This window comes from Candidatus Nitrosopumilus sp. (assembly GCF_965262695.1).
GTDB lineage: Archaea > Thermoproteota > Nitrososphaeria > Nitrososphaerales > Nitrosopumilaceae > Nitrosopumilus.
The window spans coordinates 1085638-1107991 of record NZ_OZ253550.1 but is presented as its reverse complement, the minus strand read 5'-3'; the positions used below and the strand labels follow the sequence as shown (position 1 = coordinate 1107991).

The 22354-nt window shown below is 33.2% G+C and carries 32 protein-coding genes; 18 read left to right on the top strand and 14 right to left on the bottom strand.

Going from position 1 to position 22354, the window contains the following annotated elements; genetic code table 11:
* Positions 1–2 precede the first annotated feature (2 nt).
* Positions 3–305 (top strand): hypothetical protein, encoded by a 303-nt coding sequence (locus tag ACQY2P_RS06770; RefSeq protein ID WP_428325902.1) that lies wholly within the window; start codon positions 3–5, stop codon positions 303–305.
* A 143-nt stretch (positions 306–448) separates the two neighbouring features.
* Here ACQY2P_RS06770 and ACQY2P_RS06765 read toward each other — a convergent pair whose 3' ends face one another.
* The 5 genes from ACQY2P_RS06765 to ACQY2P_RS06745 are packed head-to-tail and all read right to left on the bottom strand — an operon-like array spanning position 449 to position 5179.
* On the bottom strand, positions 449–1840 hold the full coding sequence (locus tag ACQY2P_RS06765; RefSeq protein ID WP_428325901.1) for an NAD-dependent succinate-semialdehyde dehydrogenase: 1392 nt from the start codon (positions 1838–1840) through the stop codon (positions 449–451).
* Positions 1841–1896: 56 nt separating this feature from the next.
* Positions 1897–2412, bottom strand: a complete 516-nt coding sequence (locus tag ACQY2P_RS06760) for a transcription factor (RefSeq protein ID WP_016939412.1) — start codon at positions 2410–2412, stop codon at positions 1897–1899.
* A gap of 26 nt (positions 2413–2438) precedes the next feature.
* Positions 2439–2972 carry a tRNA (cytidine(56)-2'-O)-methyltransferase gene (locus tag ACQY2P_RS06755; protein WP_428325900.1) on the bottom strand — a complete coding sequence of 178 codons (534 nt, stop codon included), beginning with the start codon at positions 2970–2972 and terminating at the stop codon, positions 2439–2441.
* Positions 2962–4077 carry a GTPase HflX gene (hflX, locus tag ACQY2P_RS06750; protein WP_428325899.1) on the bottom strand — a complete coding sequence of 372 codons (1116 nt, stop codon included), beginning with the start codon at positions 4075–4077 and terminating at the stop codon, positions 2962–2964. Before hflX ends, ACQY2P_RS06755 begins: the two co-directional genes overlap by 11 nt.
* Positions 4078–4132: 55 nt before the next feature.
* Positions 4133–5179: a PhoU domain-containing protein gene (locus tag ACQY2P_RS06745; RefSeq protein WP_428325898.1), complete on the bottom strand. Its 1047-nt coding sequence runs from the start codon at positions 5177–5179 to the stop codon at positions 4133–4135.
* A 91-nt stretch (positions 5180–5270) separates the two neighbouring features.
* Between ACQY2P_RS06745 and ACQY2P_RS06740 the strand changes: the two genes are divergently transcribed.
* The 10 genes from ACQY2P_RS06740 (at position 5271) to ACQY2P_RS06695 (ending at position 11316) form a co-directional block, all read left to right on the top strand.
* Positions 5271–5744 (top strand): PUA domain-containing protein, encoded by a 474-nt coding sequence (locus ACQY2P_RS06740; RefSeq protein ID WP_428325897.1) that lies wholly within the window; start codon positions 5271–5273, stop codon positions 5742–5744.
* Positions 5741–6082 carry a nascent polypeptide-associated complex protein gene (locus ACQY2P_RS06735; protein ID WP_014963974.1) on the top strand — a complete coding sequence of 114 codons (342 nt, stop codon included), beginning with the start codon at positions 5741–5743 and terminating at the stop codon, positions 6080–6082. Before ACQY2P_RS06740 ends, ACQY2P_RS06735 begins: the two co-directional genes overlap by 4 nt.
* A gap of 78 nt (positions 6083–6160) precedes the next feature.
* The gene (locus ACQY2P_RS06730) at positions 6161–6487 is read left to right on the top strand and encodes a hypothetical protein (protein ID WP_428325896.1); all 327 of its coding nucleotides are present in this window, start codon (positions 6161–6163) and stop codon (positions 6485–6487) included.
* A 105-nt stretch (positions 6488–6592) separates the two neighbouring features.
* Positions 6593–7171 (top strand): hypothetical protein, encoded by a 579-nt coding sequence (locus ACQY2P_RS06725; RefSeq protein ID WP_428327277.1) that lies wholly within the window; start codon positions 6593–6595, stop codon positions 7169–7171.
* A 310-nt stretch (positions 7172–7481) separates the two neighbouring features.
* The gene (locus tag ACQY2P_RS06720; protein ID WP_428325895.1) at positions 7482–7922 is read left to right on the top strand and encodes a hypothetical protein; all 441 of its coding nucleotides are present in this window, start codon (positions 7482–7484) and stop codon (positions 7920–7922) included.
* A gap of 17 nt (positions 7923–7939) precedes the next feature.
* Entirely contained in the window at positions 7940–8281 is a 342-nt protein-coding gene (locus ACQY2P_RS06715) for a proteasome assembly chaperone 4 (protein WP_428325894.1), read from the top strand.
* On the top strand, positions 8274–9605 hold the full coding sequence (locus ACQY2P_RS06710) for a UbiD family decarboxylase (RefSeq protein ID WP_428325893.1): 1332 nt from the start codon (positions 8274–8276) through the stop codon (positions 9603–9605). Before ACQY2P_RS06715 ends, ACQY2P_RS06710 begins: the two co-directional genes overlap by 8 nt.
* A 54-nt stretch (positions 9606–9659) precedes the next feature.
* Positions 9660–10145: an acyl-CoA thioesterase gene (locus tag ACQY2P_RS06705; protein ID WP_428325892.1), complete on the top strand. Its 486-nt coding sequence runs from the start codon at positions 9660–9662 to the stop codon at positions 10143–10145.
* A 51-nt stretch (positions 10146–10196) separates the two neighbouring features.
* Positions 10197–10610 (top strand): hypothetical protein, encoded by a 414-nt coding sequence (locus ACQY2P_RS06700; protein WP_428325891.1) that lies wholly within the window; start codon positions 10197–10199, stop codon positions 10608–10610.
* A 40-nt stretch (positions 10611–10650) separates the two neighbouring features.
* Positions 10651–11316: a hypothetical protein gene (locus ACQY2P_RS06695; protein ID WP_428325890.1), complete on the top strand. Its 666-nt coding sequence runs from the start codon at positions 10651–10653 to the stop codon at positions 11314–11316.
* A gap of 1 nt (position 11317) precedes the next feature.
* Here ACQY2P_RS06695 and ACQY2P_RS06690 read toward each other — a convergent pair whose 3' ends face one another.
* Complete coding sequence (locus tag ACQY2P_RS06690; RefSeq protein WP_428325889.1) at positions 11318–12001, bottom strand: hypothetical protein; 684 nt, start codon at positions 11999–12001, stop codon at positions 11318–11320.
* The gene (locus ACQY2P_RS06685) at positions 11998–12381 is read right to left on the bottom strand and encodes a hypothetical protein (RefSeq protein WP_428325888.1); all 384 of its coding nucleotides are present in this window, start codon (positions 12379–12381) and stop codon (positions 11998–12000) included. Before ACQY2P_RS06685 ends, ACQY2P_RS06690 begins: the two co-directional genes overlap by 4 nt.
* A 1484-nt stretch (positions 12382–13865) precedes the next feature.
* Here ACQY2P_RS06685 and ACQY2P_RS06680 point away from each other — a divergent pair.
* Positions 13866–14012, top strand: coding sequence for a DUF5679 domain-containing protein (locus ACQY2P_RS06680; RefSeq protein WP_428327276.1), 147 nt, complete (start codon positions 13866–13868; stop codon positions 14010–14012).
* A gap of 12 nt (positions 14013–14024) precedes the next feature.
* Here ACQY2P_RS06680 and ACQY2P_RS06675 read toward each other — a convergent pair whose 3' ends face one another.
* Together ACQY2P_RS06675 and ACQY2P_RS06670 are read right to left on the bottom strand one after the other, a co-directional pair.
* Positions 14025–14528 (bottom strand): hypothetical protein, encoded by a 504-nt coding sequence (locus ACQY2P_RS06675; RefSeq protein WP_428325887.1) that lies wholly within the window; start codon positions 14526–14528, stop codon positions 14025–14027.
* A gap of 70 nt (positions 14529–14598) precedes the next feature.
* Complete coding sequence (locus ACQY2P_RS06670; RefSeq protein ID WP_428325886.1) at positions 14599–14757, bottom strand: hypothetical protein; 159 nt, start codon at positions 14755–14757, stop codon at positions 14599–14601.
* Positions 14758–14848: 91 nt separating this feature from the next.
* Here ACQY2P_RS06670 and ACQY2P_RS06665 point away from each other — a divergent pair, with 91 nt between their 5' ends.
* Positions 14849–15058 (top strand): hypothetical protein, encoded by a 210-nt coding sequence (locus tag ACQY2P_RS06665; RefSeq protein ID WP_428325885.1) that lies wholly within the window; start codon positions 14849–14851, stop codon positions 15056–15058.
* Here ACQY2P_RS06665 and cyoE read toward each other — a convergent pair.
* From cyoE to asd, 3 genes are all read right to left on the bottom strand, one after another.
* Positions 15053–15982, bottom strand: a complete 930-nt coding sequence (gene cyoE / locus ACQY2P_RS06660; RefSeq protein WP_428325884.1) for a heme o synthase — start codon at positions 15980–15982, stop codon at positions 15053–15055. The genes ACQY2P_RS06665 and cyoE overlap by 6 nt on opposite strands.
* A gap of 2 nt (positions 15983–15984) precedes the next feature.
* Positions 15985–16344, bottom strand: coding sequence for an Lrp/AsnC family transcriptional regulator (locus ACQY2P_RS06655; RefSeq protein WP_428325883.1), 360 nt, complete (start codon positions 16342–16344; stop codon positions 15985–15987).
* Between the two features lie 178 nt (positions 16345–16522).
* The gene (gene asd / locus ACQY2P_RS06650; protein WP_428325882.1) at positions 16523–17599 is read right to left on the bottom strand and encodes an aspartate-semialdehyde dehydrogenase; all 1077 of its coding nucleotides are present in this window, start codon (positions 17597–17599) and stop codon (positions 16523–16525) included.
* Positions 17600–17682: 83 nt separating this feature from the next.
* On the opposite strand from asd, the gene cobD reads away from it, so the two are divergent.
* The 5 genes from cobD to ACQY2P_RS06625 are packed head-to-tail and all read left to right on the top strand — an operon-like array spanning position 17683 to position 21865.
* Positions 17683–18762, top strand: coding sequence for a threonine-phosphate decarboxylase CobD (cobD, locus tag ACQY2P_RS06645; protein WP_428325881.1), 1080 nt, complete (start codon positions 17683–17685; stop codon positions 18760–18762).
* Positions 18759–19598 (top strand): cobyric acid synthase, encoded by an 840-nt coding sequence (locus ACQY2P_RS06640; protein ID WP_428325880.1) that lies wholly within the window; start codon positions 18759–18761, stop codon positions 19596–19598. The genes cobD and ACQY2P_RS06640 overlap by 4 nt, the downstream gene beginning before the upstream one ends.
* Positions 19595–20566, top strand: coding sequence for a cobalamin biosynthesis protein (locus ACQY2P_RS06635; protein ID WP_428325879.1), 972 nt, complete (start codon positions 19595–19597; stop codon positions 20564–20566). The genes ACQY2P_RS06640 and ACQY2P_RS06635 overlap by 4 nt, the downstream gene beginning before the upstream one ends.
* Positions 20559–21284 (top strand): adenosylcobinamide-GDP ribazoletransferase, encoded by a 726-nt coding sequence (gene cobS, locus ACQY2P_RS06630; protein ID WP_428325878.1) that lies wholly within the window; start codon positions 20559–20561, stop codon positions 21282–21284. The genes ACQY2P_RS06635 and cobS overlap by 8 nt, the downstream gene beginning before the upstream one ends.
* A complete protein-coding gene (locus tag ACQY2P_RS06625) occupies positions 21281–21865 on the top strand; it encodes an NTP transferase domain-containing protein (RefSeq protein ID WP_428325877.1) in 585 nt (194 codons plus the stop codon). The genes cobS and ACQY2P_RS06625 overlap by 4 nt, the downstream gene beginning before the upstream one ends.
* Here ACQY2P_RS06625 and ACQY2P_RS06620 read toward each other — a convergent pair.
* Positions 21848–22045, bottom strand: coding sequence for a 30S ribosomal protein S27e (locus ACQY2P_RS06620; protein ID WP_012215963.1), 198 nt, complete (start codon positions 22043–22045; stop codon positions 21848–21850). The genes ACQY2P_RS06625 and ACQY2P_RS06620 overlap by 18 nt on opposite strands.
* Positions 22042–22323: a 50S ribosomal protein L44e gene (locus tag ACQY2P_RS06615; protein WP_012215962.1), complete on the bottom strand. Its 282-nt coding sequence runs from the start codon at positions 22321–22323 to the stop codon at positions 22042–22044. Before ACQY2P_RS06615 ends, ACQY2P_RS06620 begins: the two co-directional genes overlap by 4 nt.
* Positions 22324–22354 lie beyond the last annotated feature (31 nt).

Below are 22354 nucleotides of genomic sequence, written 5' to 3'. Positions count from 1 at the left end.
GCTTGGCTGACAGTCTATTTGGTCAAGTGGTTTCTGTACGAAAATTTGCAAATGGTGACATTGAATTAGATTTCTATCATGATGATATAGTCACTGAATATCGATATTCATCTGATCCAAGTAGATTGGGAAACTTTCCAAAAGAATTGGCCGAAACTTTAGCATCTACATTATCTACTGACATTTGTATTGAAATTTTCTTTGGAGATGATGGAACTCCGACACATGTAGAATTAGAAGAATGTGATGAAGACGACGAAGATGATGAAGAATTTGACGAGGACTTTGTCGCAGAGGAATCATGAACTCTGAATGTACCTCAAAGCTCAAGGCGTTCCCAAGATCTCTTTGATCTTCACTCAACAATACATGTCATCGAGTGTCCTCGTCACTGTATAATACGCTAAAATTATACTTAAAGGATGCTCATAATTTCAACTGTAAAAAATTATTCTACGTAATGATGATGTGTTAGGTTATCATAGAATCTGACTGATTTTAGATTTACAAATTCTAACATTCCATATCTTGATAATTCCCTCCCAAATCCACTGTGTTTTATTCCACCAAAAGGAATTCTTGGATCTGAAATTACCACGTTGTTTACACTAACAATTCCTGATTCAATTCTTCTTGACATCTTGTCTGCTTTGGCAAGATCTTTTGTCCAAATACTTGCTCCTAATCCAAACTCACTATCATTTGCCATTTTGACTGCTTCACTTTCATTATCAACAATTGTTATTGGTGCTACTGGTCCAAATGTTTCTTCTTTTGCAATTCTCATGTCTGGTGTAATGTTTGTTAGAATTGTTGGTTTGTAGAAATATCCATTTCCATCCATCTCTTCTCCTCCTAAAAGTACTTCAGCACCTTTTGCCTTTGCGTCCTCAACAATTCCTGAAATTGTTTCTAATCCGTCCTTGCTTGATAGTGGTCCGACATCTGTATCAATTGACATTGGATCTCCAACTTTGAGTTGAGAAGCTTTTTTGATGAATAATTCGATAAAGTCTTTAGCAATATTCTTACCTACAAAGAATCTTTTTGAGGCTACACAACTTTGTCCACAATTGATAAATCTGCCTTTTACTGCTCCTTCAGCTGCCTTTTCTATAATGGCATCATCTAAAACAATGAAAGGATCACTTCCTCCTAATTCTAAAACACATTTTTTTAGATTCATTGCAGCTCTCTCCCCAACTTTTGCTCCTGCATTGGTACTTCCAGTAAATGTCACAGCATTAACTTCTGAATCAATAAGATGATTTGCAGAATCTACACTTCCAACTACGGTTGAAAATATCCCTTCAGGTATTCCTGCATCTGCAAATGCTTTTTCAATTTCAATTCCTGATTGCATGGTGACTCTAGATGGCTTCATCACAATTACATTTCCTGCCATCAAACATGGAGCTGCAAATCTTAGAGCTTGCCAATATGGAAAGTTCCATGGCATAATAGAACCAATTACTCCTAGTGGCTCAAATGTAAGAAAACTCTTTCTTGCATCTGTATTTAGGACTTCATCTGTAAGGAAACTATCTCCGTGGTCTGCATAAAATTCTAAAGCCCATGCACATTTTTCAACTTCTCCAATTGATTCTTTTAGTGCCTTTCCCATTTCACTGGTTGCAATTTTTGCTAACTCTGTCTTGTTTTTCTTTAAATGTTCAACTAAATTGTAAATGTAACTTCTACGTTTTTCATAATCTTTTTTCCATTCGGGAAATGCTCTTTTTGCTTTTCTGACTAACTCAAATACCTGATCTTTATCCATTGCCGAAAATGTTGTGATATCTTCACCTGTTGTAGGATTAACTGTAGTAATCTGACTCAAGGATTTTTTGGAACTGTATCTCCTATTTAATTTAGTAACTTTATACTCAAATCTAATTAGAAAATTTGTTGCATATCCTTTTTGATTTCATCAATTTTCTTTTGATATGCTTTTTTTGATTTATCGTTCTTTTTTAGATTAAGGACATTTCCACATGATGGACATTTGAACATCCCTTCAAGTGCATCCTCAAATGTTACTCTTGGACAGTCTTCATTTCCACAATGGTAAAAGTCTGATGCATTTTCATAGTCTAGTCTTTGTTGTAATCTCTCTTCGATTTTCTTTTTTTGATTTTCAATAAAGTGCTCTACTTCTTCTCTTCGAGTTCTCCATCTGTAAACAAACCATCCTTTTCTTTCATCTTTTACTCTAATTCCTGTGATGAGTGATTTTCCAAAAAGATCATACAATACTTTTCTTACCATGTTGATTCTAAGTCCTGTAGAACTGGCAATTTCTTCATCAGTTGCATCTTCTGCTTTCAATAATGAACGAGCTACTTTGAGATATTCGTCTCCTCCAATCATTGAAGCGATTCTGACAAAAGGATCTTCGTATTTGTCTACCAACTCTAATTTCTCCTGATGATCTATTATTAATCCCTTGTTTCTTTTACCTGTACATTTTTGCCTGTTTTTGTGGGTATGATCTTCCTCTTTGCATCTGGAAACTCTTTCTCAAACTGTTGACCTTCTTGAATACGATCTAAAAGTATGGCAAGTGCACTTATCTCAGAATGAGGCTGACTACCTATTCCAACATTGTAATCTGCCAATTCATAAATTTCACGAGGAACCTTTTCAGCACCAACAACTATTAACAATTTTTCTTCTCCTCGAATTTTTTCTTGAATATCATTAATTTTTTCACCATACATTGAGAGATGTACTATTTTGAATCCATCTGTTCTTTTCTTTTTGATAATTGGTTTCCAATTTTCAATAAACTCAATTGTAAAATTACCGCCCCATGTTTCGTTAATTTTTCCTAACGTATTTTTAATTTCTGGATTGACTTCTGTCATGAAAATTGTTTCTGCACCAAATGCTCTTGAAACTAATGCTACATGAGTTGTAACTCTGTCATCTCTGACTAATCTTTGTCCTATTCGTACTACTTCAATTACCAAATGTCTTTTCAACTCCTACCTTTTTTTCAAATTTGTGTGAATTGTAACTTTCCAAAATATCTTTTATCAATTCTTTGAGTTGTTTTACATTTTTCCCTGTTTTTGCAGAAACCGGAATCCATTTTTTATTATCTACCAAGTTTAATGTCTCTATTTTTTCTTCAATTTCATTATTTTCTAGCAAATCTGATTTATTTAGTGCATATACCATTCTGTCTTTTTCCACTCCTAATTCACTAAGTGTTCTCATACAGCTTGAAAATTTCTTTTTTAACTCAAAAATTGAGTCACTAATGTCTATTATCACAATAATGATGTCTGTATGACCTAATTCTTCCAAAGTTGATTTGAATGCATCAATCATGTATGCAGGTAATTTGCTGATAAAACCTACTGTATCCGAGATCAAAAACGGTTCTTGATTAATGGTAACTCTTCTTGTAGTGGTTGAAAGTGTTGTAAACAATTCACTGCTCTGGTCTCTTGTTTCTCCTGTCATCATGTTAAACAAAGTAGTTTTTCCAGCTGACGTGTATCCTGCAAGTGAAATTGTTTTGAATCCCATTCTTTTCCTTCCTTGTCTATGTAGTTCTCTTTGTTTTCCAGCTTTTTCTAATTTTGATCTAACGGTATTCATTCTATGTTTGATATCATTATAGTAAACATCGACTTCGAATTTTCCTATTCCCATAAACCCTGGTTGTTCACCCATACTTGAAAGTCGAACCTTTTCTTTTGCTCTTGCCATTTCATATCTTAATTGGGCTAACTTTACTTGTAATTTTGATTCTGAGCTTGATGCTCTGCTTTCAAAAATTTCAAGAATCAATGCTTCTCTATCTAATACCTCTCTATGTAATACTGATGCCAAATTGTAATTTTGACTTGGTTTTAACACCTCATCAAACACGATAACATCAGGTCTAATTTTTCCAGCAATCTCTTCAAGATTTTCTAAAATTCCACCACTTATTCCATACTTTGGTTTTTTCAAGAATTTCTGTTTCATTGTATGAACTACTTGAAAACCAGCCGCATCACAAAGTCCCTTGGCCTCATTAACCACATCTTCCTTATCATACGTGATTAAAATTGCTGATTTCATTTTGATTCCATGTTTTTACTATAATTCGAGTTAAAGATTCTAACTGTTTTGAAATCTATGATGTTTTTTTGATTGCTTTTTCTATGTTCATATTTAGAACAATTTCTGCAATATCACTGGCATATTCAGAAATTCTTCTAATGTTTTCTGTCATTCTTCTGACCCTATAGATCTCCTCGTCATCTTTTAGTGATTTTGAGGCTTCTCTTACTTTTTTCTCAAATTTTACAATTTCACTAGTCTTTTCAATGGTTTTTTCAGCCTGTGAGTAGTCTTCCTTGAACAAAGCTAGGCATGCATCATCTAATACAGATAAACAGAATTCATTCATATCTTGCAATTTTTCCAAAATTTCTTTTTTCACTGATTTTTTGAATTCCAAAAGATCTTTGGCAATAAACGCTGCATGGTCTCCTGTTCTTTCTATATTTTTTACAACTAATCTGTATCCTAGACAATTCCTTGGGTTTCTAAAGCCCATCTCTTTTAACATGTGCTCGTTTTGGATTGCTATCTTTAGCTGACGAATAATATAAAATCCAAATCTGTCTACTTCATCATCTGTGTTGATTACCTCTTGTGCCAAATCCAAATTATTTTCTTTGACAGCTAGTATGGCATCACTGGACATTGATTTTGCCAAATGAATCATTCTTTTGAATGCCCCATCAACTGATAATTCCAATAAATTTACCAGAACTTGTACTGTTATTCCACCACTAGAATCTGAAATTATTTCGGAACCCATCAACATTCTCTTTACTGCTTCTTTTACCGTGTTTCTCTGAATAGGACTTAATCTTCCATCTTTTGGTTTTACATTAATTGTCTTAAAACCCAAAAAATAAAGTGAAATTAGTTTTCTGACAATGGAAGATGCTTTTTCTTCAGAATTGATTTCAATTATTGCTTCTTCTTTCTTTTGACTACGCGATTCAAATTTTGGAGGATAAAGTTCTAAAGTTGATGAACCTTTTCTTACCATTCTAATCTGATCACCTTGTTTTAATCCTAAATCCATAATCCATTGTTTTGGTAATGAAACTATATACGATGATTTCCCTGTAAACTGGATTTTCCTTGTTTCCTCTCTTTCTTCCATAAACTAGAGGAAAAATTCCATTCTATATAGTTTTTTATTTTTACCATATATCATCATTGAACTAATATTTAGAGGATATCCAGGTTTGGATATGGACCACATTCTAAAACTCCAGTCTTCTATTGATTCTCTATTTGGAAATGGTACCTCAAAATATCTTCCAAAAGACATCGAGATGACCTTCTCAAGAAAGACTGGCAGAATTAGAACAGTCATGCATAAAGGAAATCTGTTGTGCACATTAAGAATTGATGGTGGTTTGGCAATCAGTCCTTACTTTGCTCAAATGCTAATGAAGAGTAAAACATTCAAAGAAAATTGTGTAGAGATAAACCAAGATGCTGCACCTTTTGTTCAAGAAGGCAGGTCAGTGTTTTGTAAACATGTTATAAAATGTGGAAAAAATGTTAGAATTTCTGCTGACACTCCGATTCTATTCAAAAACAAAGTTATTGCAGTAGGCAGGGCTGTTTTGTCTTATGAGATGATTTCTGATTTTGATAGAGGTGTGGCCGTTAAAGTTAGAGATAGTTTAAAAAGTCGTAAGGAGAAAAAAGAACTATGATGCGCGGAGGAAATCGCGAAATGCGAAGAATGATGGACAAGATGGGCTTGGACATGAATGAGATGTCAAATGTTCAGGAAGTCATCATAAAGACTGACAAAAAAGAGATCATTATTTCAAAACCATCTGTTACTGAAATGAAAGCTAAAGATAATTCCATTTTCACTGTCACTGCTGACAGCTATGAAGAAAGGGAATTAGAGGTTCCAATCTTCTCTGAAGAGGATATTCAACTTGTTAGCCAACAAGCAGGTGTTGATGAGGAAAAGGCCAAAAGTGCATTAGAAGAGGCCAAAGGCGATCTTGCTAGAGCCATTTTATTACTAACCACTGGATGATCCATATTTTACGCCTAAAAATACACTAAAAATGAATGATTTAAGTAATGGAATTATTGAAATTTGGGTGTAATGAGTATGGCTGAATCTAAAGTCACTGGAATCATCAAATCTCTAAATGTACTTGAAGATGATATTGACTCTTTAAACAGCAAAGTTGGAGATATGAAAAAACAACTTTCAGTAAAGGCCCAAAATGAAATAGATGCTCTTATGGAAAAAACTAGAGAAATGGCTACAAAAGAAGCTGAAGTTATGATAAATGCTTCCAAGGAAAAGGCAACTGCAGAATCTGCAAAAATTGCCCAAGATGGTGAGAGTAAATTATCAGAAATTCAATCAAAAATTGATGCTAATTTTGATGAAGCAGTGAAACATGTCGTGTCAACTGTTTTGAAGGCATAACCCTAAATCCTATATTCCGTTTTGTCAAATATCGATCCCTTACTTAATTCACGTATTGGAATTGCGACTTCCTATGGTAAACCATACTATAGATTTTCGACATATTTGAAAGCCCTCAAATTATCCTTTGATTCAATTTTACCTGAAGAAATTCAAAATTATTCTGGCCATCTTATTCTTACAACTCGTAAAGAATCTCCAAAAATCTGTGAAACCCCATTACTTCATGAGGATATTTTTGAGCATCCTCCAACAGTCATCCGAGGAATTATGATGCAAAAACTAAATCTTGATTTTGAAGAAAACGATCTTATTTTGGGAATCGATCCTGGAGAAAGAACTGGTTTATCTGTATTTTATTATGGAAAAGAAATTGAGAGCTCATTTCATTCATCTGTTGAAGAATTAGTTGTTCATATTATTCGAGTCCTTGGTGGTCTTAGAGCAAAAAGAAAAATTGTAAAAATTGGAAATGGGAATATGGGAATTGCAAAACAAATTGTCACCATGCTAAATCTGAAATTCTGTTCATCTTTTGAATTGGAATTTGTCGATGAAAGAAAGACAAGTATGAAAATTAAGAATTTCAATCAGAGAGGAAAACGAGACATGTTATCTGCAAAATACATCTCTCAAAGAGATGGATATAGACATTCTATATTACCACTGTCTATGACAGGTTAGTTTTTCATATTTTGAGAACAAACTTTCCATTTCTTCAGATCATACTGTATGAAATTCTTCTATTTTCTACATTCTTTTCAGAAAAACCTGAAATTTTTTGTCAAACAACTATATTGACACATATCATTTTTTCAAAAAAAACGAAATTCAAACAAGCTATACATATTTATTGAAGATTTATCGTTTTTCGTTGAAACAAATTATAGTGATCGTAAAATTAATTAAAATTTTTACAACTTTTTCTTATTTTTTATGCATATTTCATCGATCCATCCTTATATACTTATGAATTCTATACAATACTACCAAGATGACTTGTAAAGGAATTTGTGTAAGATACAAGGCTCAAAAGCCTGTTGGAACCGGAAGATATGCTTCTGGACAACGTCGATGTCAAATTTGTGAAATATTCATCAAATGGGAAGGACTATGGTGTCCATGCTGTGGCTATAGATTAAGAACTAAACCACGTAATTTGAAATACAAAGCCAAATTACGAGCAAGAGTTGAGGCTGATTCTATTGAAGCAAAATCAGCAGAAGTTCAACCAGAAGTTGAAGAAATTGCAGTAAAAGCAAAATCTAAAGCAAAAACTGCAAAATCAAAAACAACAAAGTCTAAGGAAAAAACTCCATGCAAATATTGTGAGAAATTATTTGTCTATCCAGACAAACACGAAAAAAATTGCAAGAAGAATCCTAATCTAGTTGATGCTTCCCAAGAGAATGAATCAATAGCAATAAAAGCATAAGACTTGTTCATAGCTTATTGAACTCTCCAAATGGATTTTTCCAAAAATTGGTAAATTTGGAGGGCCGTAACTTTTCTTTATCTATTCAAAAATTTGATAATGGTTATTTCATTTCTGTATCTGAAGGTTCCAATAAAATAGGCTCCATGGTGGCATCGATGGCAACTGGTCCTACTCCAATCACTACTACAATTATTCCATCTAGATCCGAATCACTTTTTCTCAAACTTGTTGCTGAACGAATTAGCACCCGAATGAGAGGTATTGTGTTGGTTTCTGCATTTATTCAAAAAGAATTAGAACCAAATACTGCAAAAGACTTAATGTCTGAGATTATGGAGATGATTGAGAATGAGTGATTTAAGAAATTATATCTCAAAAATTAAGAAAAACAAAGAACTCAAAACCATAAAAACAAAAGTTTCAACAAAATATGAAATAGCAGGAATCACAGCTAAAGTTGACGGTTCACATGCTGTATTATTTGAAAACATCAAAGAAAGTGATTTTAATCTAGTTGCTAATCTAGTTGGTACTCGAAAAAGATTTGCTCTTGCAGTTGGAGGAACTGAAGATAATATTCATGAAAAGGTTATTTCTGCCATAAAAAAGGCAAAGGCTCCTAAAGTCATCCCATCTGGAAAATTTCAAGAAAACAAGTCCAAAAACCTCTTTTCCATGCCTATTGTTACTCATTTTGAAAAAGAATCTGGCCCTTTTATCACCTCATCAATTGCATATGTTAAGAATCCTGAAACTGGAAAACAAAATTCATCTTTTCATAGAATGATGCCCGTTGACAAAACTCATTTTTCAATAAGAATGGTTGAAGGCCGTCATTTACATCGATGTTTTGTAGATGCAAAAGAACATGGTGAAGATCTAAAAATTGCAATAACTGTTGGTGTTCATCCTGCAATTTCTATTGCTGGAGCTTATCAGGAACAGTGGGGTAAAGATGAGATTAATATCGCAAACTCTTTGTTAGGTGGAAAATTAACTTTGACAAAACTTCCATTTACTGGATTGAATGTCCCATCAGGTTCAGAAATTGTTATGGAAGGAAAAATCCTTCAGGATAAGACTCATCCTGAATGGATGGTAGAAATGCTTCAAACATATGATCATGAAAGATCCCAACCTGTTTTTGAACTTGAAAATCTGTATTTTAGAAACAACCCAATTTTTCATGATGTTTTGTCTGGTTATTCAGAACACAGATTGCTTATGGGAATGCCAATTGAATCAAAACTAAATGGTGATTTGAAAAAGGTATTTAGGCAAACACAACAGGTATCCATGACAAACGGTGGATGTAATTGGTTACATGCAGTAGTACAAATAAAAAAGAAAAGTGATTCTGATGCAAAAAAAATAATCAAAAAAACATTTGAATCACATCGTTCACTAAAACAAGTTACTGTGGTAGATGAGGATATTGATCCTAACAATGCTGAGGCAGTGGAATATGCTATGGCAACACGATTCCAGGCAGATAAAGATCTTGTAATCTTAAAAAATGTGCGTGGTTCTAGCCTTGATCCGTCAAGTAATCAAAAGAAATTACAAACTGCAAAAATGGGTATTGATGCAACTAGATCACTTTCAAAACGTCCTGAAGGATTTGAATTGGCCAAAATCCCAAAAATTAACAAAATTAAACTCGAAAAATATTTCAAATAATCAAAATCAACTGATTAAATTAAATTTGGATAAATTAGAATCATTTTAGATAAAATGTCGTCTGAATCAAATACACGAGAAAAGAGTCCTGCTGAATCACATGCTGAGGTAATTGTTAGGATGTTCCCATCTGATGCAAATCCAGCTGGAAATGTGTTTGGTGGTGAAATTTTAAAACATATTGACATGGTTGCTGGAATTGTTGCTCAGAGACATTCTCAATCAAATGCTGTTACTGTCTCTATGGATAGTGTTAATTTCCTAAAACCTGTATTTGTTGGAAACGTTCTTTCATTAAATGCTCGAATAAATTATGTTCATAACTCTTCTATGGAAATAGAAGTTAGGGCAGATGCTGAAGATATTGTTACTGGAATTAGAACAGTAACTGGAACTGCTTTTGTAACATTTGTTGCACTAGATAAAAATGGCAAACCAATGCATGTTCCAAAACTCTCTTTAAAAACAGATGAAGACCGAACCAAATTTGAAGAAGGAAAAATCCGAATGGAAAAAAGATTGAAAAATCGCCAAAAATAATTTCTGATTTTCAGGGATCCCTTTAAGAACAACGAACCCTATCTTTAGTTAATGTCTGACCAAGAAAAAAATAATGAATGGGATTCATTGTGGCAAGAATATACCAAATCACTTGAAAATTGGAAATCTCTTTTTGAGCAGATTCAAAATGCCAGTAATGAAATGCAATCTAAATTCAATGACGTTTGGGAAAAAGCTACTGTTGAATCTAGTAATGAAACCATGAAATTATTTGGAGAAAATTGGCAAAAAGCAATGACTGATGCTGGAATGAATTCTTTTAAAGAATTTAGTGAGAACTGGCAAAAAGCTCTCAATGATAGTAACATGTCTACTTTCAAACAATTTGTTGAAAATTGGCAAAAGAGTCTTAGCACATCTGGATTAGAACAGATGAATGCATATGGTGAAATGATGAAAAAATTCACTGAAACATGGGGCTCAATGTGGCCAAAATCCAAATAAATTTTGAAAGAATAAAAACATCCTTTGTTCTAAATTTTTTATGTCTGTATCTCAGAATGAGTGTTTTGTTGAATTATCTAGTTTTGATGATTTAGCAAGATATGCATGTGCATTTAGAGAATATCCTCAACGAGTCTATTCCCAGGAATTTAATGGAGAACGAGTTGTCTCAAGTAGTTTGATGCTAACAAATACATTATTGATTTTCTATACGCCTCTGAAAAAATCAGGTCGATACATTTCTTATCAAGTAACTGGAGGAAAAGAAATTTGTGACATTGTAGAATCTACACAAAATATTTCTCATTATGCCCCTGTCATACATATGGAATCAGAAATTTCCCCCTTGCCTGAAAATGAAAAAGATATTCCAGATCAATTTCACCCAATACAAGTAAAAGATCTAGGCAGTTTAGCCAGATTAACATATGATCCTGAATTTCCAGATGAACAAAATTTAACATTGTTTGCTTTGCCTAGAAAAAAATCTTGGGTACTTGGCTATATTACCTCCTTAGAAATGGATGATGTGTATTATAATTTCAATTATGTTGAATTAAATTTTGAACCAACAAAAAATTTCTTAAAATATCAAGGCAATCATGGTAAAAATCCTGAATTCGCTGATACTATTGATCATGGTTTTTCATATTTTCCAATAATAAAAATAAAAAATGAACATTCTGTATTTGGATTTACAGATTAATTTAATCCCAAGATGTTAATTCTTTAATTTTCATTCTTGATTCTTCCATCAGCCTTATTAATACGGGAATGTAAATTTCAGATGCATACGCAATTTCAATCTCAAAAATATCTTCAATATCAATAAATGCTGATGTAGTTATTTGATTCTCGTTCACACTAGGCTCATTATTTTTAGTTCTTTTGTGATTGATTACTTCTAAAAATACTGGTAATTGTCTGTTGATCTCAATTTGTAACTCATCTTTTGAACGTAATTTTTCATTGCTTAAACCAACCATGATTTGTTGATTAATGTCATTTTCATATCTATCTTGAGCTCTTATCATAATTTTTATTTCAGGCAAAGTATTCTGCTTGTTTTTTAATTCACATATCTTTTTAATTACTTTTGGAAATCTACTTTTGTGTTCTTGATTAATTTTATCTATGTACCATTCTGAAAATTTAATCGCCTTTTCATCATTTTTTTCTTTTGCTCTTTCAAGAAATTTTTCATATGATATTTTTTCTGCTACGAATAATCCAAAATCTCTGTTAGCTTCATCAAAAATACTTTCTAATGCTTTATTTACAGAATCTATGAATTTAGAAAAAAAATGATTCACGTAGAAAGGATCAGGATCGTATTGCTTTATCTGCTTTAGATAAATTTTACAATCATCGATGATTTTTTCAATATTCATTGGCCATTGCCAGATTCAGAATTTGTAAATTTTGATTGTGCTTTCAAACTAATTGCTAATTCTTTGAAAATTTCATTTACACTTACATCTACTAGATTTATGGTGGCATTTTCCTTGACTATTTGTTTTTCAAACTTTTCTTTTATCGCAAATGATACTGATGACCAATGCAAAATTCCTTTTAGTTGTTCTTCAACTGTTGCATTTGTTGTTGGGAAATTTGCTGGCGAAAAAACAATGCCATTTGTCCATTGCATTGTAGGAATTGCTCCTCCTGAAGATCTAGTACTAAATGCTATTTGCTTCACCCAATCCTCAAATTTGTACTCAATTACTTCATGAATTACTAGTTTTTTCCATGGTTCTACAGAAATTTCCATCTGAACAAGGTTTTCTAAAAACCAATTATAATCTTATTTTTCAAGCACAATCCCAGAATCTTTGGTTTTAGACTCGCTTATTTAGTAGAAAATAATCACTATTTTTTATAATGGATAAATGGGCTGACTATTTGATTTCTGAAGTCAGTTATGATGCTAAACATTTGATTTCTGTTGCTATTAGACATCAAGATACTGTAAAAGGGATTACCACAGGTACTCCTGTAGATCGTCTAACTATTTCATCGGATATCAAAAACGGAATTTCTTACATTACAATTTACAGTGGAAAAAACTCTTGGAAAAAAGGACACAAAATTCAGACTTTTTCGATTGATGGTGAACCATTTTTACGAATTGATGGAAACAAAGTGGAATTAGATTCCTTGGGAGATATACCTGCCGTATCAAATCTTGAGTTAGAAGAACTTGATTTAGCTCCAGAACCAGTTACAGAAGAACCAGAACCAGCTCCGCCAAGTCCTAGAGGTTCATTACCAAAAGAATCCACAGAAGAACTTCCACAAGAACTTGATTTAGCTCCAGAACCTGTTACAGAAGAACCAGAAGAGGAAGAAGCTACTCCTGAACAATTAGCAAGATTAGAACAATTAGAGAAACAAATCCAAGAGTTAGAATCTATGCCCGAACCAGTTACAGAAGAACCAGAACCAGCTCCGCCAAATCCTAGAGGTTCATTACCAAAAGAATCCGCAGAAGAACTTCCACAAGAACTTGATTTAGCTCCAGAACCAGTTACAGAAGAACCAGAACCAGCTCCGCCAAGTCCTAGAGGTTCATTACCAAAAGAATCCGCAGAAGAACTTCCACAAGAACTTGATTTAGCTCCAGAACCTGTTACAGAAGAACCAGAAGAGGAAGAAGCTACTCCTGAACAATTAGCAAGATTAGAACAATTAGAGAAACAAATCCAAGAGTTAGAATCTATGCCCGAACCAGTTACAGAAGAACCAGAACCAGCTCCGCCAAATCCTAGAGGTTCATTACCAAAAGAATCCGCAGAAGAACTTCTACAAGAGATTGATCTGTCTGTAGAACCTGTTACAGAAGAACCATCCCCAGAACCCGAAGAAGCAACTCCTGAACAATTTGAACAATTAGGTGAATTACAAAAACAAATTGATGAATTAGAATCAAAATTATCTGCCAAACCTGTCCCAAAAATTCAATCCGAGCCTGAGATTGAACCTGTAATTGAAGAATATGCAGAGTTTAATGATTTAGAAGATCAAATTGATGAATTGGAAGATGAATTAGTTTCAAAATTACATCCTTCTTCTGATGAACCTACAGAAGAACAGATTTCAAAAGTACATGAATTAGAAAAAGAAATTGAAAAATTAGAATCTGCTGATATTGAACATGAAATCATTCAAACATTGCAAAAACAAAATAAAAAATTAGATGATATTGAGAAAAAACTCAAAGAACCTTCTCATGAAACTTCTTCGGAATCTTATTCCATAGAGGCTTATTGTGTTAAATGTAAAACAAAACGAAAAATCAACGATCCTGAGGAGACAATTATGAAAAATGGACGACTTGCAGTAAGGGGTACATGTTCAACATGTAGCTGTAAGGTATTTCGTATTGGAAAAATGAAAAAATAATTGTTGTAAAAATTACATTTGGCCTGATTGCCAGGCTTGGTTGAACTTCTTTATTGCTTCTTGATATGCCATGATTGAATCATCTCCTGATGTTTTAAGGAATTTTTCCCACTGTTCATTAAATTTCTTAATTGATTCGATATTGGTTTCTTTGAAAATATTTTCAATCATCTTTGTTTGTTGTTTGATATATTCAGGACCAATTTCTTCCCAAGTGTTTTCCCAACTAGAACTGACTTTCTTTAATAATTCTGCATCTGATTCTACAGCTTTTTGACATGCGTCATGATATGTCATTAAAGTTTCATTTGTAGCCTTTTGCCACTGTGCTAAAGACTCCTTCCATCCATTTAATGCAGCATTGTATTCTCTCCAAGCCTTCTCAAATTCTGGCTTTTTTGCGGATGATTTTGCCGCTGATTTTGGTTTTGTTGTTTTAGATTTTGTGGATTTTGGCTTTGAAGTTGTTTTTTTAACTGGTTTCTTTTTTGCTGTGATTTTTTTCTTGGCAGCCATATGGTAGTTTAAAATCAGTAGATGTTAAATCTTTCAATAATTCTGAAGTTTGAAAATATCTGAATTGACTTCATTTGAAATTTGATGCTTTTGTAAAATTGGTTGTGTGTTTCTTGTCCTTGTTTTGGAATAATTCAAAGTGTTCTTTGCAAAGATTTCTTGTCTCTCTAAAGCTTATCTGCACTGTTTGAATTGCTTTTGATTTACACTCTGAAATACTACATTGCATTATGTGAGATATTGATAATTTCTTAATAAAACTTTGAAATTATATTATTACCTGCTACAGATTTTTATCACTGAACTATATCATTTTAGTCATGAATGACGATGAAAAAGGAAAACGATTCTTAGAATTAATTGATGAGCAAAATAATGTTCAATGGAGCATTGTTGCAAAACTAACTTCTTTGATTTCATCAAACTGGAATTCTGTTGACATTCAAAAAGAACTAGAAGAATTAGTTGAAAATCATACTACAATTACAAAAGAGCTTAACAGTCTAGATGAAAATAGCAGTATCTTATAATGCAGAGTCTACCATTAATGCAATAAACAATACTGCCAAATACGGACTAGAAAATTTAAACAAAGTCCATGATGCTTTTTCCATGGGTTTTACTATTACCCAGATTGACAATGCAACCATCAAAGCCCCTGATGCAATTGCAGTCCATAAGTAAACTCCACCAACCATCTCTTCTCCAGATTCTGTTGTTATGAAAAATGGTGCTATTGAAAACAATACCATCACTACAGTTGAGCCTGCAATTGCCCTTGCAGATGTTTTTTCAGATTGAACTGCTGTTAGCATTGGAACGTTTACTTTGTTGTAATCATCTTTGAAGTGTAATGTTAATGCCCAAATATGCATTGGAATCCAAATGAATACTAATCCGGCCATTGCTAATCCCATGGTCCACAAGTCTGACATTGTAACTGCGACCCAACCAATCATTGGTGGTGAACCTCCGCACAATCCTCCTAAAATTATGTTAGTTCTTGAATTTCGTTTTAATGCATAAGAGTATACTAGAATATTGTTTAGTAATCCAAATGCTATGAATGCAGTAGCCCATAGACCTTGTTCTAATGTAGTAGTAAATGAAATTCCAAATGCTAATGCCAATGAAATTCCAGCTAATACTAATCCAAAATTACGTGCTTTAACTGCTGGATAGATTCTCTTTGATGGAAGTGGCCTGCCCTTTGTTCTCTCCATTATTGCATCGATATCTCTATCGTGATAATTTGTCAAAGTGTTTGCTGCAGCAGAACCTGCGGCAACCGAAAATAACATGAGTGCCCAAGTAGAAGGTGCAATTTCAATCCCATAGATGTTAGATGCTGTTAGAGCAGCTCCGAATGCGGTAAATACTAACAAATACCAAATTTTGGGCTTTGTTAACTCATAATATACTGCAACTCTAGATTCTGTTTTTTGTTTTTGCAATACTAGTCACTATCCTTTGATGGCATATATGGCATTGCTTTGGCACGTGATTTCATCTCAATAAATGACTCTGAAGACTGAATACCTTCAATCCTTCCAATTCTTTCTGAAACCATTTTGTGCATCTGATCTAATGATTTTGAATACATTGTAACAAGAATATCAAATCTGCCAGTAACTTCTGCTACTTCTCTTACTCCGTCAATTTTGAATAATTCTGTAATTATATGATCGCGTTTTTTTGTATCCATATTGATTCCAGTTAAAGCCTTAACATTGTATCCTAACTCTGCATCATTTACATCAATTGTGAACCGTTCAATTAATTTTCTTTTGACTAGTCTCTTAATTCTTGAATACACTACTGATGAATTTACATTAATTTTTTTTGATAAACGTGGAACCGAGATAGATGCATCATTTGATAATTCTGATAAAATTTGAAGATCTAGATCGTCTACTTTTGCCGTCTAAAACACCTGAGTCGTTCTAGATTTCTGGTTCTTATAAAGTTATTATTGAAAAAATTGCAAGAAAAATCTAGATCTTACCTTTTTTGTATAACATTTCAGCCAAGAGCACTGCGCCTTTAGCTGAACCCATTTTCTTGTTATGGGAGAATAACATGTATTTGAGTCCTTTATCAAACAATTCTTCTTTTTCAACTCTGCCAATTGTTGTAGTCATTCCGCCACCAACTTCTCTTTCCATTCTTGGTTGAGGTCTTGTTGGATCTTCATGGAATGCATAATATTCTTTAGGAGCTGATGGCAATCCTTCAACTGAAATTTTTTTATTGTAATTATTGTAAAGTTCTTTTGCTTTTGCTGGATCAATGTCTTCAGAAGTTTCAACAAAGACTGATTCAGTATGTCCATCAATTACTGGAACTCTGGTACATGTACAACTGACTTTAATATCTGCATCCTGGATTTTACCATCTACAAGTTTTCCAAGAATCTTTCTTGTTTCTAGTCTTACTTTACCTTCCTCTTTTGGAATGTAAGGCAAGATGTTATCTGTAATTCCCATTGCTGAGACGCCAGATTTTCCACCACCTGAAATTGCTTGCATTGAGGTCATCATGACCTTTTTTGCACCATATTTTTCAAGTAATGGTTTTAGTGTAATTGCTAAACCTGTAGTTGTACAGTTTGGTAGTGGTGCTACAAATCCCTTCCAATTACGGTTCTTCTTTTGAGTTTCAATTAGTTCAGATTGCTCATCATTTACTCCTGGAATGAGAATTGGGACATCATCTTCGTATCTATATGCAGAACTAGTTGAAACTACTGGTAGTTCTGCTGCCATTTTGGTTTCAATGTCTCTTGCAGCTTGTGATTCAACTGCTGAAAATATTAGGTCTAATTGTGATGTGTCAAGTTCGTCAATGCTCTTAACTGTCATTTCTTTGATATAGTCTGGGATCTCGCCACCAACATCCCACATGATAATTCCGCCTTCATTTCTAATGGCGTCAAGATAATTTTTACCTGCAGAGCGTTCTGAAGCTGCAATTTGAGTTACCTCAAACCATGGGTGGTTATTCAAAGATTGTACAAATTCTTGTCCAACAGAACCTGTTACTCCTATAATTGCAACTCTTTTCTTCTCCATGAATTAACTATTGATCGGTTTCAATTAATAATCGTTATTCAAATTACCAAAAGATACTATATCGCCTATTCCTATTTTGTAATGTGAAAATAAGGACAAAATCAAGCATTGTCAAGTATCATCCTGTATCTCACGGGGGTAAATTTTCTGGTGGAAACCGTCAAATCAATGTATTAGATTTTAGCTCAAACACAAGTCCTGCAGGGATGCCCTCCTCTGTAAAATCTGCTATGAAGAAAAAGATAGATGAAATGGAGTACTATCCTGATGCAGATTCTCTAACTTTAGTATCTAGCCTCAAAAAATATACTGGATTACCTGATTCACACATAGTTGTTGGAAACGGTGCAATTGAAATTCTCTATAATTTTTGTACTACATTTTTATCAAAAAAACGTGTTTTAATCCCCACTCCAACTTTTAGTGAATATGAATCTGCATCAAAATTAGCTGATTGTAAATTTACTTTTTTTAAAACAATGAACCTTTCTGAAAATATAGATTCATTTATCTCAAAAATCCCTGCAAACGGATGTGTCTTTGTATGTAATCCAAATAACCCTACTGGAACAATTTTATCAAAAAAACAAATAACAAAAATAATTTCTGTTGCAAAAAGTAAATCTAGTTTTGTATTTGTTGATGAATGTTTTATTGAATTAGTACCTGAATCAAATCAATCTATACTAAATTTAGTGAAAAAATATGATAATCTCTTTGTTTTAAGATCATTGACAAAATCGTATGGATTAGCAGGAATAAGAATTGGATATGGTATAGGATCAAAAAAAATCATTGAAATTTTAAAAAAAATAAAAATTCCTTGGAGTGTTAATGCATTGGCTCAACAAGCAGGAATGTTGGCAATTAAAAATAAATCCCATCTCACAAAATCAAAATCAATTATTAAAAAAGAATCAAATTTTCTAAAAAAGAAAATTGCTCAAATTCCAGGTTTTGAATGTCATGACTCTTCAACTAATTTTATTTTGATAAAAACAAAACAAGATTCAACAAAAATACAAAAAAAATTACTCAAACACAAAATATTGATTCGTGATTGCAAAAATTTTCGTGGATTGAATAATCATTACATTCGCATTGCAATAAAATCTCACAAAGATAATCTAAAACTTGTAAATGCAATGGAGGCAATTGCATGAAATCATTGATGATTCAAGGTACCTCTTCTGGTGCAGGAAAATCAACGCTGGTTGCAGCACTTTGTAGAATTTTTGAGAAAAAGGGATACCTTGTGGCTCCATTCAAATCACAAAACATGTCAAATTTTGGTTATGCCACGCCTGATTTTGAGATTTCTCGTGCTCAGGCAATTCAGGCAATTGCTGCTAAATGCCCAATTGAGCCTGATTTGAATCCCATCATGCTCAAACCTCTGGGAAATTACTATAGTGCAGTTTACCTTAATGGGAAATATTACAAGAAAATGCACGCAAAAGACTACTATGCAAAATTTGTAAAATCTAAAGGACTCAAAGCAGCTACTGCTTCATTATTAAAACTCAAAAAAAATTATGATTTAGTAATTTTAGAAGGTGCAGGTTCTCCAGCTGAAATTAACTTGCAAAAATACGATATTGCAAATATGCAAATTGCCCAAAAGGCAAATGCCTCTGTACTTTTAGTTTCAGATATTGACAGAGGTGGCTCATTTGCAAGTTTGGTGGGTACTATGGACTTGATTGAAAATAAATATAAAAAATTGGTAAAGGGATTTGTGTTAAATAAGTTCAGAGGAGATGTTGATGTTCTAAAGCCAGGATTTAGAAAAATAAAACAACTTACTAAAATCCCTGTAATTGGAACTATCCCAATGTCAAAAATTGATCTTCCTGAAGAAGATTCACTTAATGTCAAAGCAAAACAAATTAGATGGACAAAAAATAATCTTTCAAAAATTGATAAAGAACTAGATAGACTAGCAAAAATTGTAACAAATAATCTAGACATAAAAGCAATTGAGAGGATGATAAAATGATTTTAGAATCTATAATAATTGTTGGATTTGCATTGATTATTGATTTTATTTTTGGAGATCCAAAGAACAGATATCATCCAACTGCTTGGATTGGAGGATTGATTGCAAAATTAACCCCACTTGGACAAAATCAAAATCAAAAACTTGAAAAGATTGGTGGCATATTTGTAGTTACAATTCCAGTCGGAATTACTGTTTCATTGCTATTGCTGTTGGACTTTGGTATTTCATTTCTTTCAACTGACTGGATAACATTGGTAGTTTCAGTTGTGGTAGGTGCTTTGCTGTTAAAAACTACTATTGCAATCAAAGGAATGGAACGTTACGCAATGGCAGTGGTAGAATCACTTGAGATGGATAATCTAGATTCTGCTAGAGTAAATCTCTCTATGATTGTTAAGAGAAATACCTCTGATTTAGACAAAAATCATGTGATTTCAGGCGTGCTTGAGAGCGTGAGTGAAAATACCGTGGATGGAATAACTGGACCCTTGTTTTATTATGCAATTTTTGGATTGCCTGGAGCATTTGTGTATAGAATAGTTAACACTGCTGATTCTATGATAGGCTACAAAAATAATATCTTCAAAAATTTGGGATGGTTTGCAGCAACATGTGATACTGTATTGAATTACATTCCATCAAGACTCACTGGACTTGTAATGATAATTTCTGCTGCTTTATTGCAAAATAACTGGAAAGAATCCTATCAGATAATGATTCGTGATGGGAAAAAAACTGAAAGCCCAAATGCTGGATATCCTATGGCTGCATTAGCAGGTGCACTTGGCACAAAATTTGAAAAAGTAAATCATTACAAACTAGGCAGTGGTGAAATAACTCTTACAAAAGAACACGTTCGTTCTGCAATATCTATTATGAAATTGACTTCTCTTTTATTCTTTGGAATTGTAACTATTCCAATCATTACTGTTTTATCATTAATTGGATGGTGGATACATGCTTAAGGAAATTGGTTCTGTCTTTTCTTTTCTGACAATATTCCCATCATCAAATGCAACTCTAGAAAACATTGCAAAATACATGTATGTTTTTCCTATTGTCGGAATTGCAATTGGACTTTTAGTTGGCTCATTTGGTTTTGGATTATCTTTCTTTTTAGATCCATTACTTGTTAGTTTGTTAGTTGTTGCATCTATTGCAATTGTTACTGGTATACATCATGCTGATGGATTAGCTGATTTTGCAGACGGACTTATGGTAAAAGGAACAAAAGAGAAAAAAATCAATGCAATGAAAGATCTTTCTACTGGCTCATCTGGTATTGTTGGACTTGTTTTGTATCTTGTTGGGTTGATAATCACAATATCCCTTACTAGTGGCTTTGATTTGTTTAAAGCAATTTTGATTAGTGAAATTTTAGCCAAGTTTTCAATGGTACTTTTAGCAAGTTTGGGAAATTCAGCTGCATCAGGCTCAAATTCACCTTTTGTACATCTAATGAAAGACAAGAAAAAATTGGCAGCTGCCTTTGTCATCATGCTTATTCCTGTAGCCTTGATTGGTGAGACTACTGGATTAATCATGCTTGGAGTTACTGTCGCATTGACATTATTCCTGCTTGGTATATCTACTCGTAGTTTTGGTGGAATCACTGGGGATGTAATTGGTGCTACGAATGAACTTACAAGATTAGCTTCTCTGATGGTGTTTGTATCTATATGATTGGCATTGTCATGGCCGGTGGTAAAGGCACTCGTATGAATTTGGATAATGAAAAACTACTCTTACATTACAAAAAACCAATTATTCTTCATGTTGTTGATTCATTAAAAAATTCAAACTGTTTTTCTAAAGTTATTGCAGTAACTAGTCCAAATTCACCTAAGACAAAAAAATTACTTGAAGAAAATAATGTTGAAACATTTGATACTTCTGGACTAGGCTATGTTGAAGACCTAAATTCAGTATTACAAAAATTCAATGATTTGGTTCTAGTTACCTCTGGTGATATGCCATTATTGGATGCAGAAATTATTCAAACAATTGTAAATCAACATGACTCTAAAAAAACTTGGATAAGTATTCTTGTTACTGATGAATTATTGACATCTATTGGAACTCATTCTGAATATTCTATTACTCATAATAACAAAAAATGTCACTTTACTGGAATTTCTTTAATTGATTCTCAAAAAATCAATTCACTTGAAAATTTGGAAGAAAATTTTGTTATACTTGATGACAAAAGAATTGGACTTAATCTAAACACTAAACAAGATTATGATTTACTCAGCACTGCCTGAGACTTTGCCATTAATTTTTGCTTTAGAACCTGTTGCCTCTGCAATTGCGTTTCCACATGAATTACATGCGACTTGTGTTGATGCATGTGAATAAACAATTTGTAGTTCACCACATTCATTGCAGTTGACTTTTTGAAATTTACTTGATGGTTTTGGAATTTCGACGTGATCTTTCTTCATGCTGCCACCAACTCAAATTTCTTAATTCTAACACCTAGTTTATTGTACTTCTTTTTACATACGGTACATGTCATAATTGGAGTAACTTTCTTTGTAACTTTGGCTGGTTTTGCTAATTTTGGGAATTTCTGTCCACCATACCCATGTTTACGTTCAGCGTGTCTACGTTCGCCTCTTGCAGAACCACGTCTCTTTCCAGCCTTGTAAATGGAGACCTTTTGTTCAGTATGTGTCTTACATTTTGCACAATACTTTCGGATCACCTTTGGTATGTTCATATCAACAAAACCTCCTCAACCGTAATTTAAG

Bases quoted from the DNA above. Each gene is read 5' to 3' on its own strand.
- hflX (WP_428325899.1), bottom strand. From the start codon at position 4,077: ATGAAATCAGCAATTTTAATCACGTATGATAAGGAAGATGTGGTTAAT.
- ACQY2P_RS06745 (WP_428325898.1), bottom strand. From the start codon at position 5,179: ATGGAAGAAAGAGAGGAAACAAGGAAAATCCAGTTTACAGGGAAATCA.
- ACQY2P_RS06740 (WP_428325897.1), top strand. From the start codon at position 5,271: ATGGACCACATTCTAAAACTCCAGTCTTCTATTGATTCTCTATTTGGA.
- ACQY2P_RS06735 (WP_014963974.1), top strand. From the start codon at position 5,741: ATGATGCGCGGAGGAAATCGCGAAATGCGAAGAATGATGGACAAGATG.
- ACQY2P_RS06730 (WP_428325896.1), top strand. From the start codon at position 6,161: ATGGCTGAATCTAAAGTCACTGGAATCATCAAATCTCTAAATGTACTT.
- ACQY2P_RS06720 (WP_428325895.1), top strand. From the start codon at position 7,482: ATGACTTGTAAAGGAATTTGTGTAAGATACAAGGCTCAAAAGCCTGTT.
- ACQY2P_RS06710 (WP_428325893.1), top strand. From the start codon at position 8,274: ATGAGTGATTTAAGAAATTATATCTCAAAAATTAAGAAAAACAAAGAA.
- ACQY2P_RS06705 (WP_428325892.1), top strand. From the start codon at position 9,660: ATGTCGTCTGAATCAAATACACGAGAAAAGAGTCCTGCTGAATCACAT.
- ACQY2P_RS06700 (WP_428325891.1), top strand. From the start codon at position 10,197: ATGTCTGACCAAGAAAAAAATAATGAATGGGATTCATTGTGGCAAGAA.
- ACQY2P_RS06695 (WP_428325890.1), top strand. From the start codon at position 10,651: ATGTCTGTATCTCAGAATGAGTGTTTTGTTGAATTATCTAGTTTTGAT.
- ACQY2P_RS06690 (WP_428325889.1), bottom strand. From the start codon at position 12,001: ATGAATATTGAAAAAATCATCGATGATTGTAAAATTTATCTAAAGCAG.
- ACQY2P_RS06685 (WP_428325888.1), bottom strand. From the start codon at position 12,381: ATGGAAATTTCTGTAGAACCATGGAAAAAACTAGTAATTCATGAAGTA.
- ACQY2P_RS06675 (WP_428325887.1), bottom strand. From the start codon at position 14,528: ATGGCTGCCAAGAAAAAAATCACAGCAAAAAAGAAACCAGTTAAAAAA.
- ACQY2P_RS06670 (WP_428325886.1), bottom strand. From the start codon at position 14,757: ATGCAATGTAGTATTTCAGAGTGTAAATCAAAAGCAATTCAAACAGTG.
- ACQY2P_RS06665 (WP_428325885.1), top strand. From the start codon at position 14,849: ATGAATGACGATGAAAAAGGAAAACGATTCTTAGAATTAATTGATGAG.
- asd (WP_428325882.1), bottom strand. From the start codon at position 17,599: ATGGAGAAGAAAAGAGTTGCAATTATAGGAGTAACAGGTTCTGTTGGA.
- ACQY2P_RS06640 (WP_428325880.1), top strand. From the start codon at position 18,759: ATGAAATCATTGATGATTCAAGGTACCTCTTCTGGTGCAGGAAAATCA.
- ACQY2P_RS06635 (WP_428325879.1), top strand. From the start codon at position 19,595: ATGATTTTAGAATCTATAATAATTGTTGGATTTGCATTGATTATTGAT.
- cobS (WP_428325878.1), top strand. From the start codon at position 20,559: ATGCTTAAGGAAATTGGTTCTGTCTTTTCTTTTCTGACAATATTCCCA.
- ACQY2P_RS06625 (WP_428325877.1), top strand. From the start codon at position 21,281: ATGATTGGCATTGTCATGGCCGGTGGTAAAGGCACTCGTATGAATTTG.
- ACQY2P_RS06620 (WP_012215963.1), bottom strand. From the start codon at position 22,045: ATGAAGAAAGATCACGTCGAAATTCCAAAACCATCAAGTAAATTTCAA.
- ACQY2P_RS06615 (WP_012215962.1), bottom strand. From the start codon at position 22,323: ATGAACATACCAAAGGTGATCCGAAAGTATTGTGCAAAATGTAAGACA.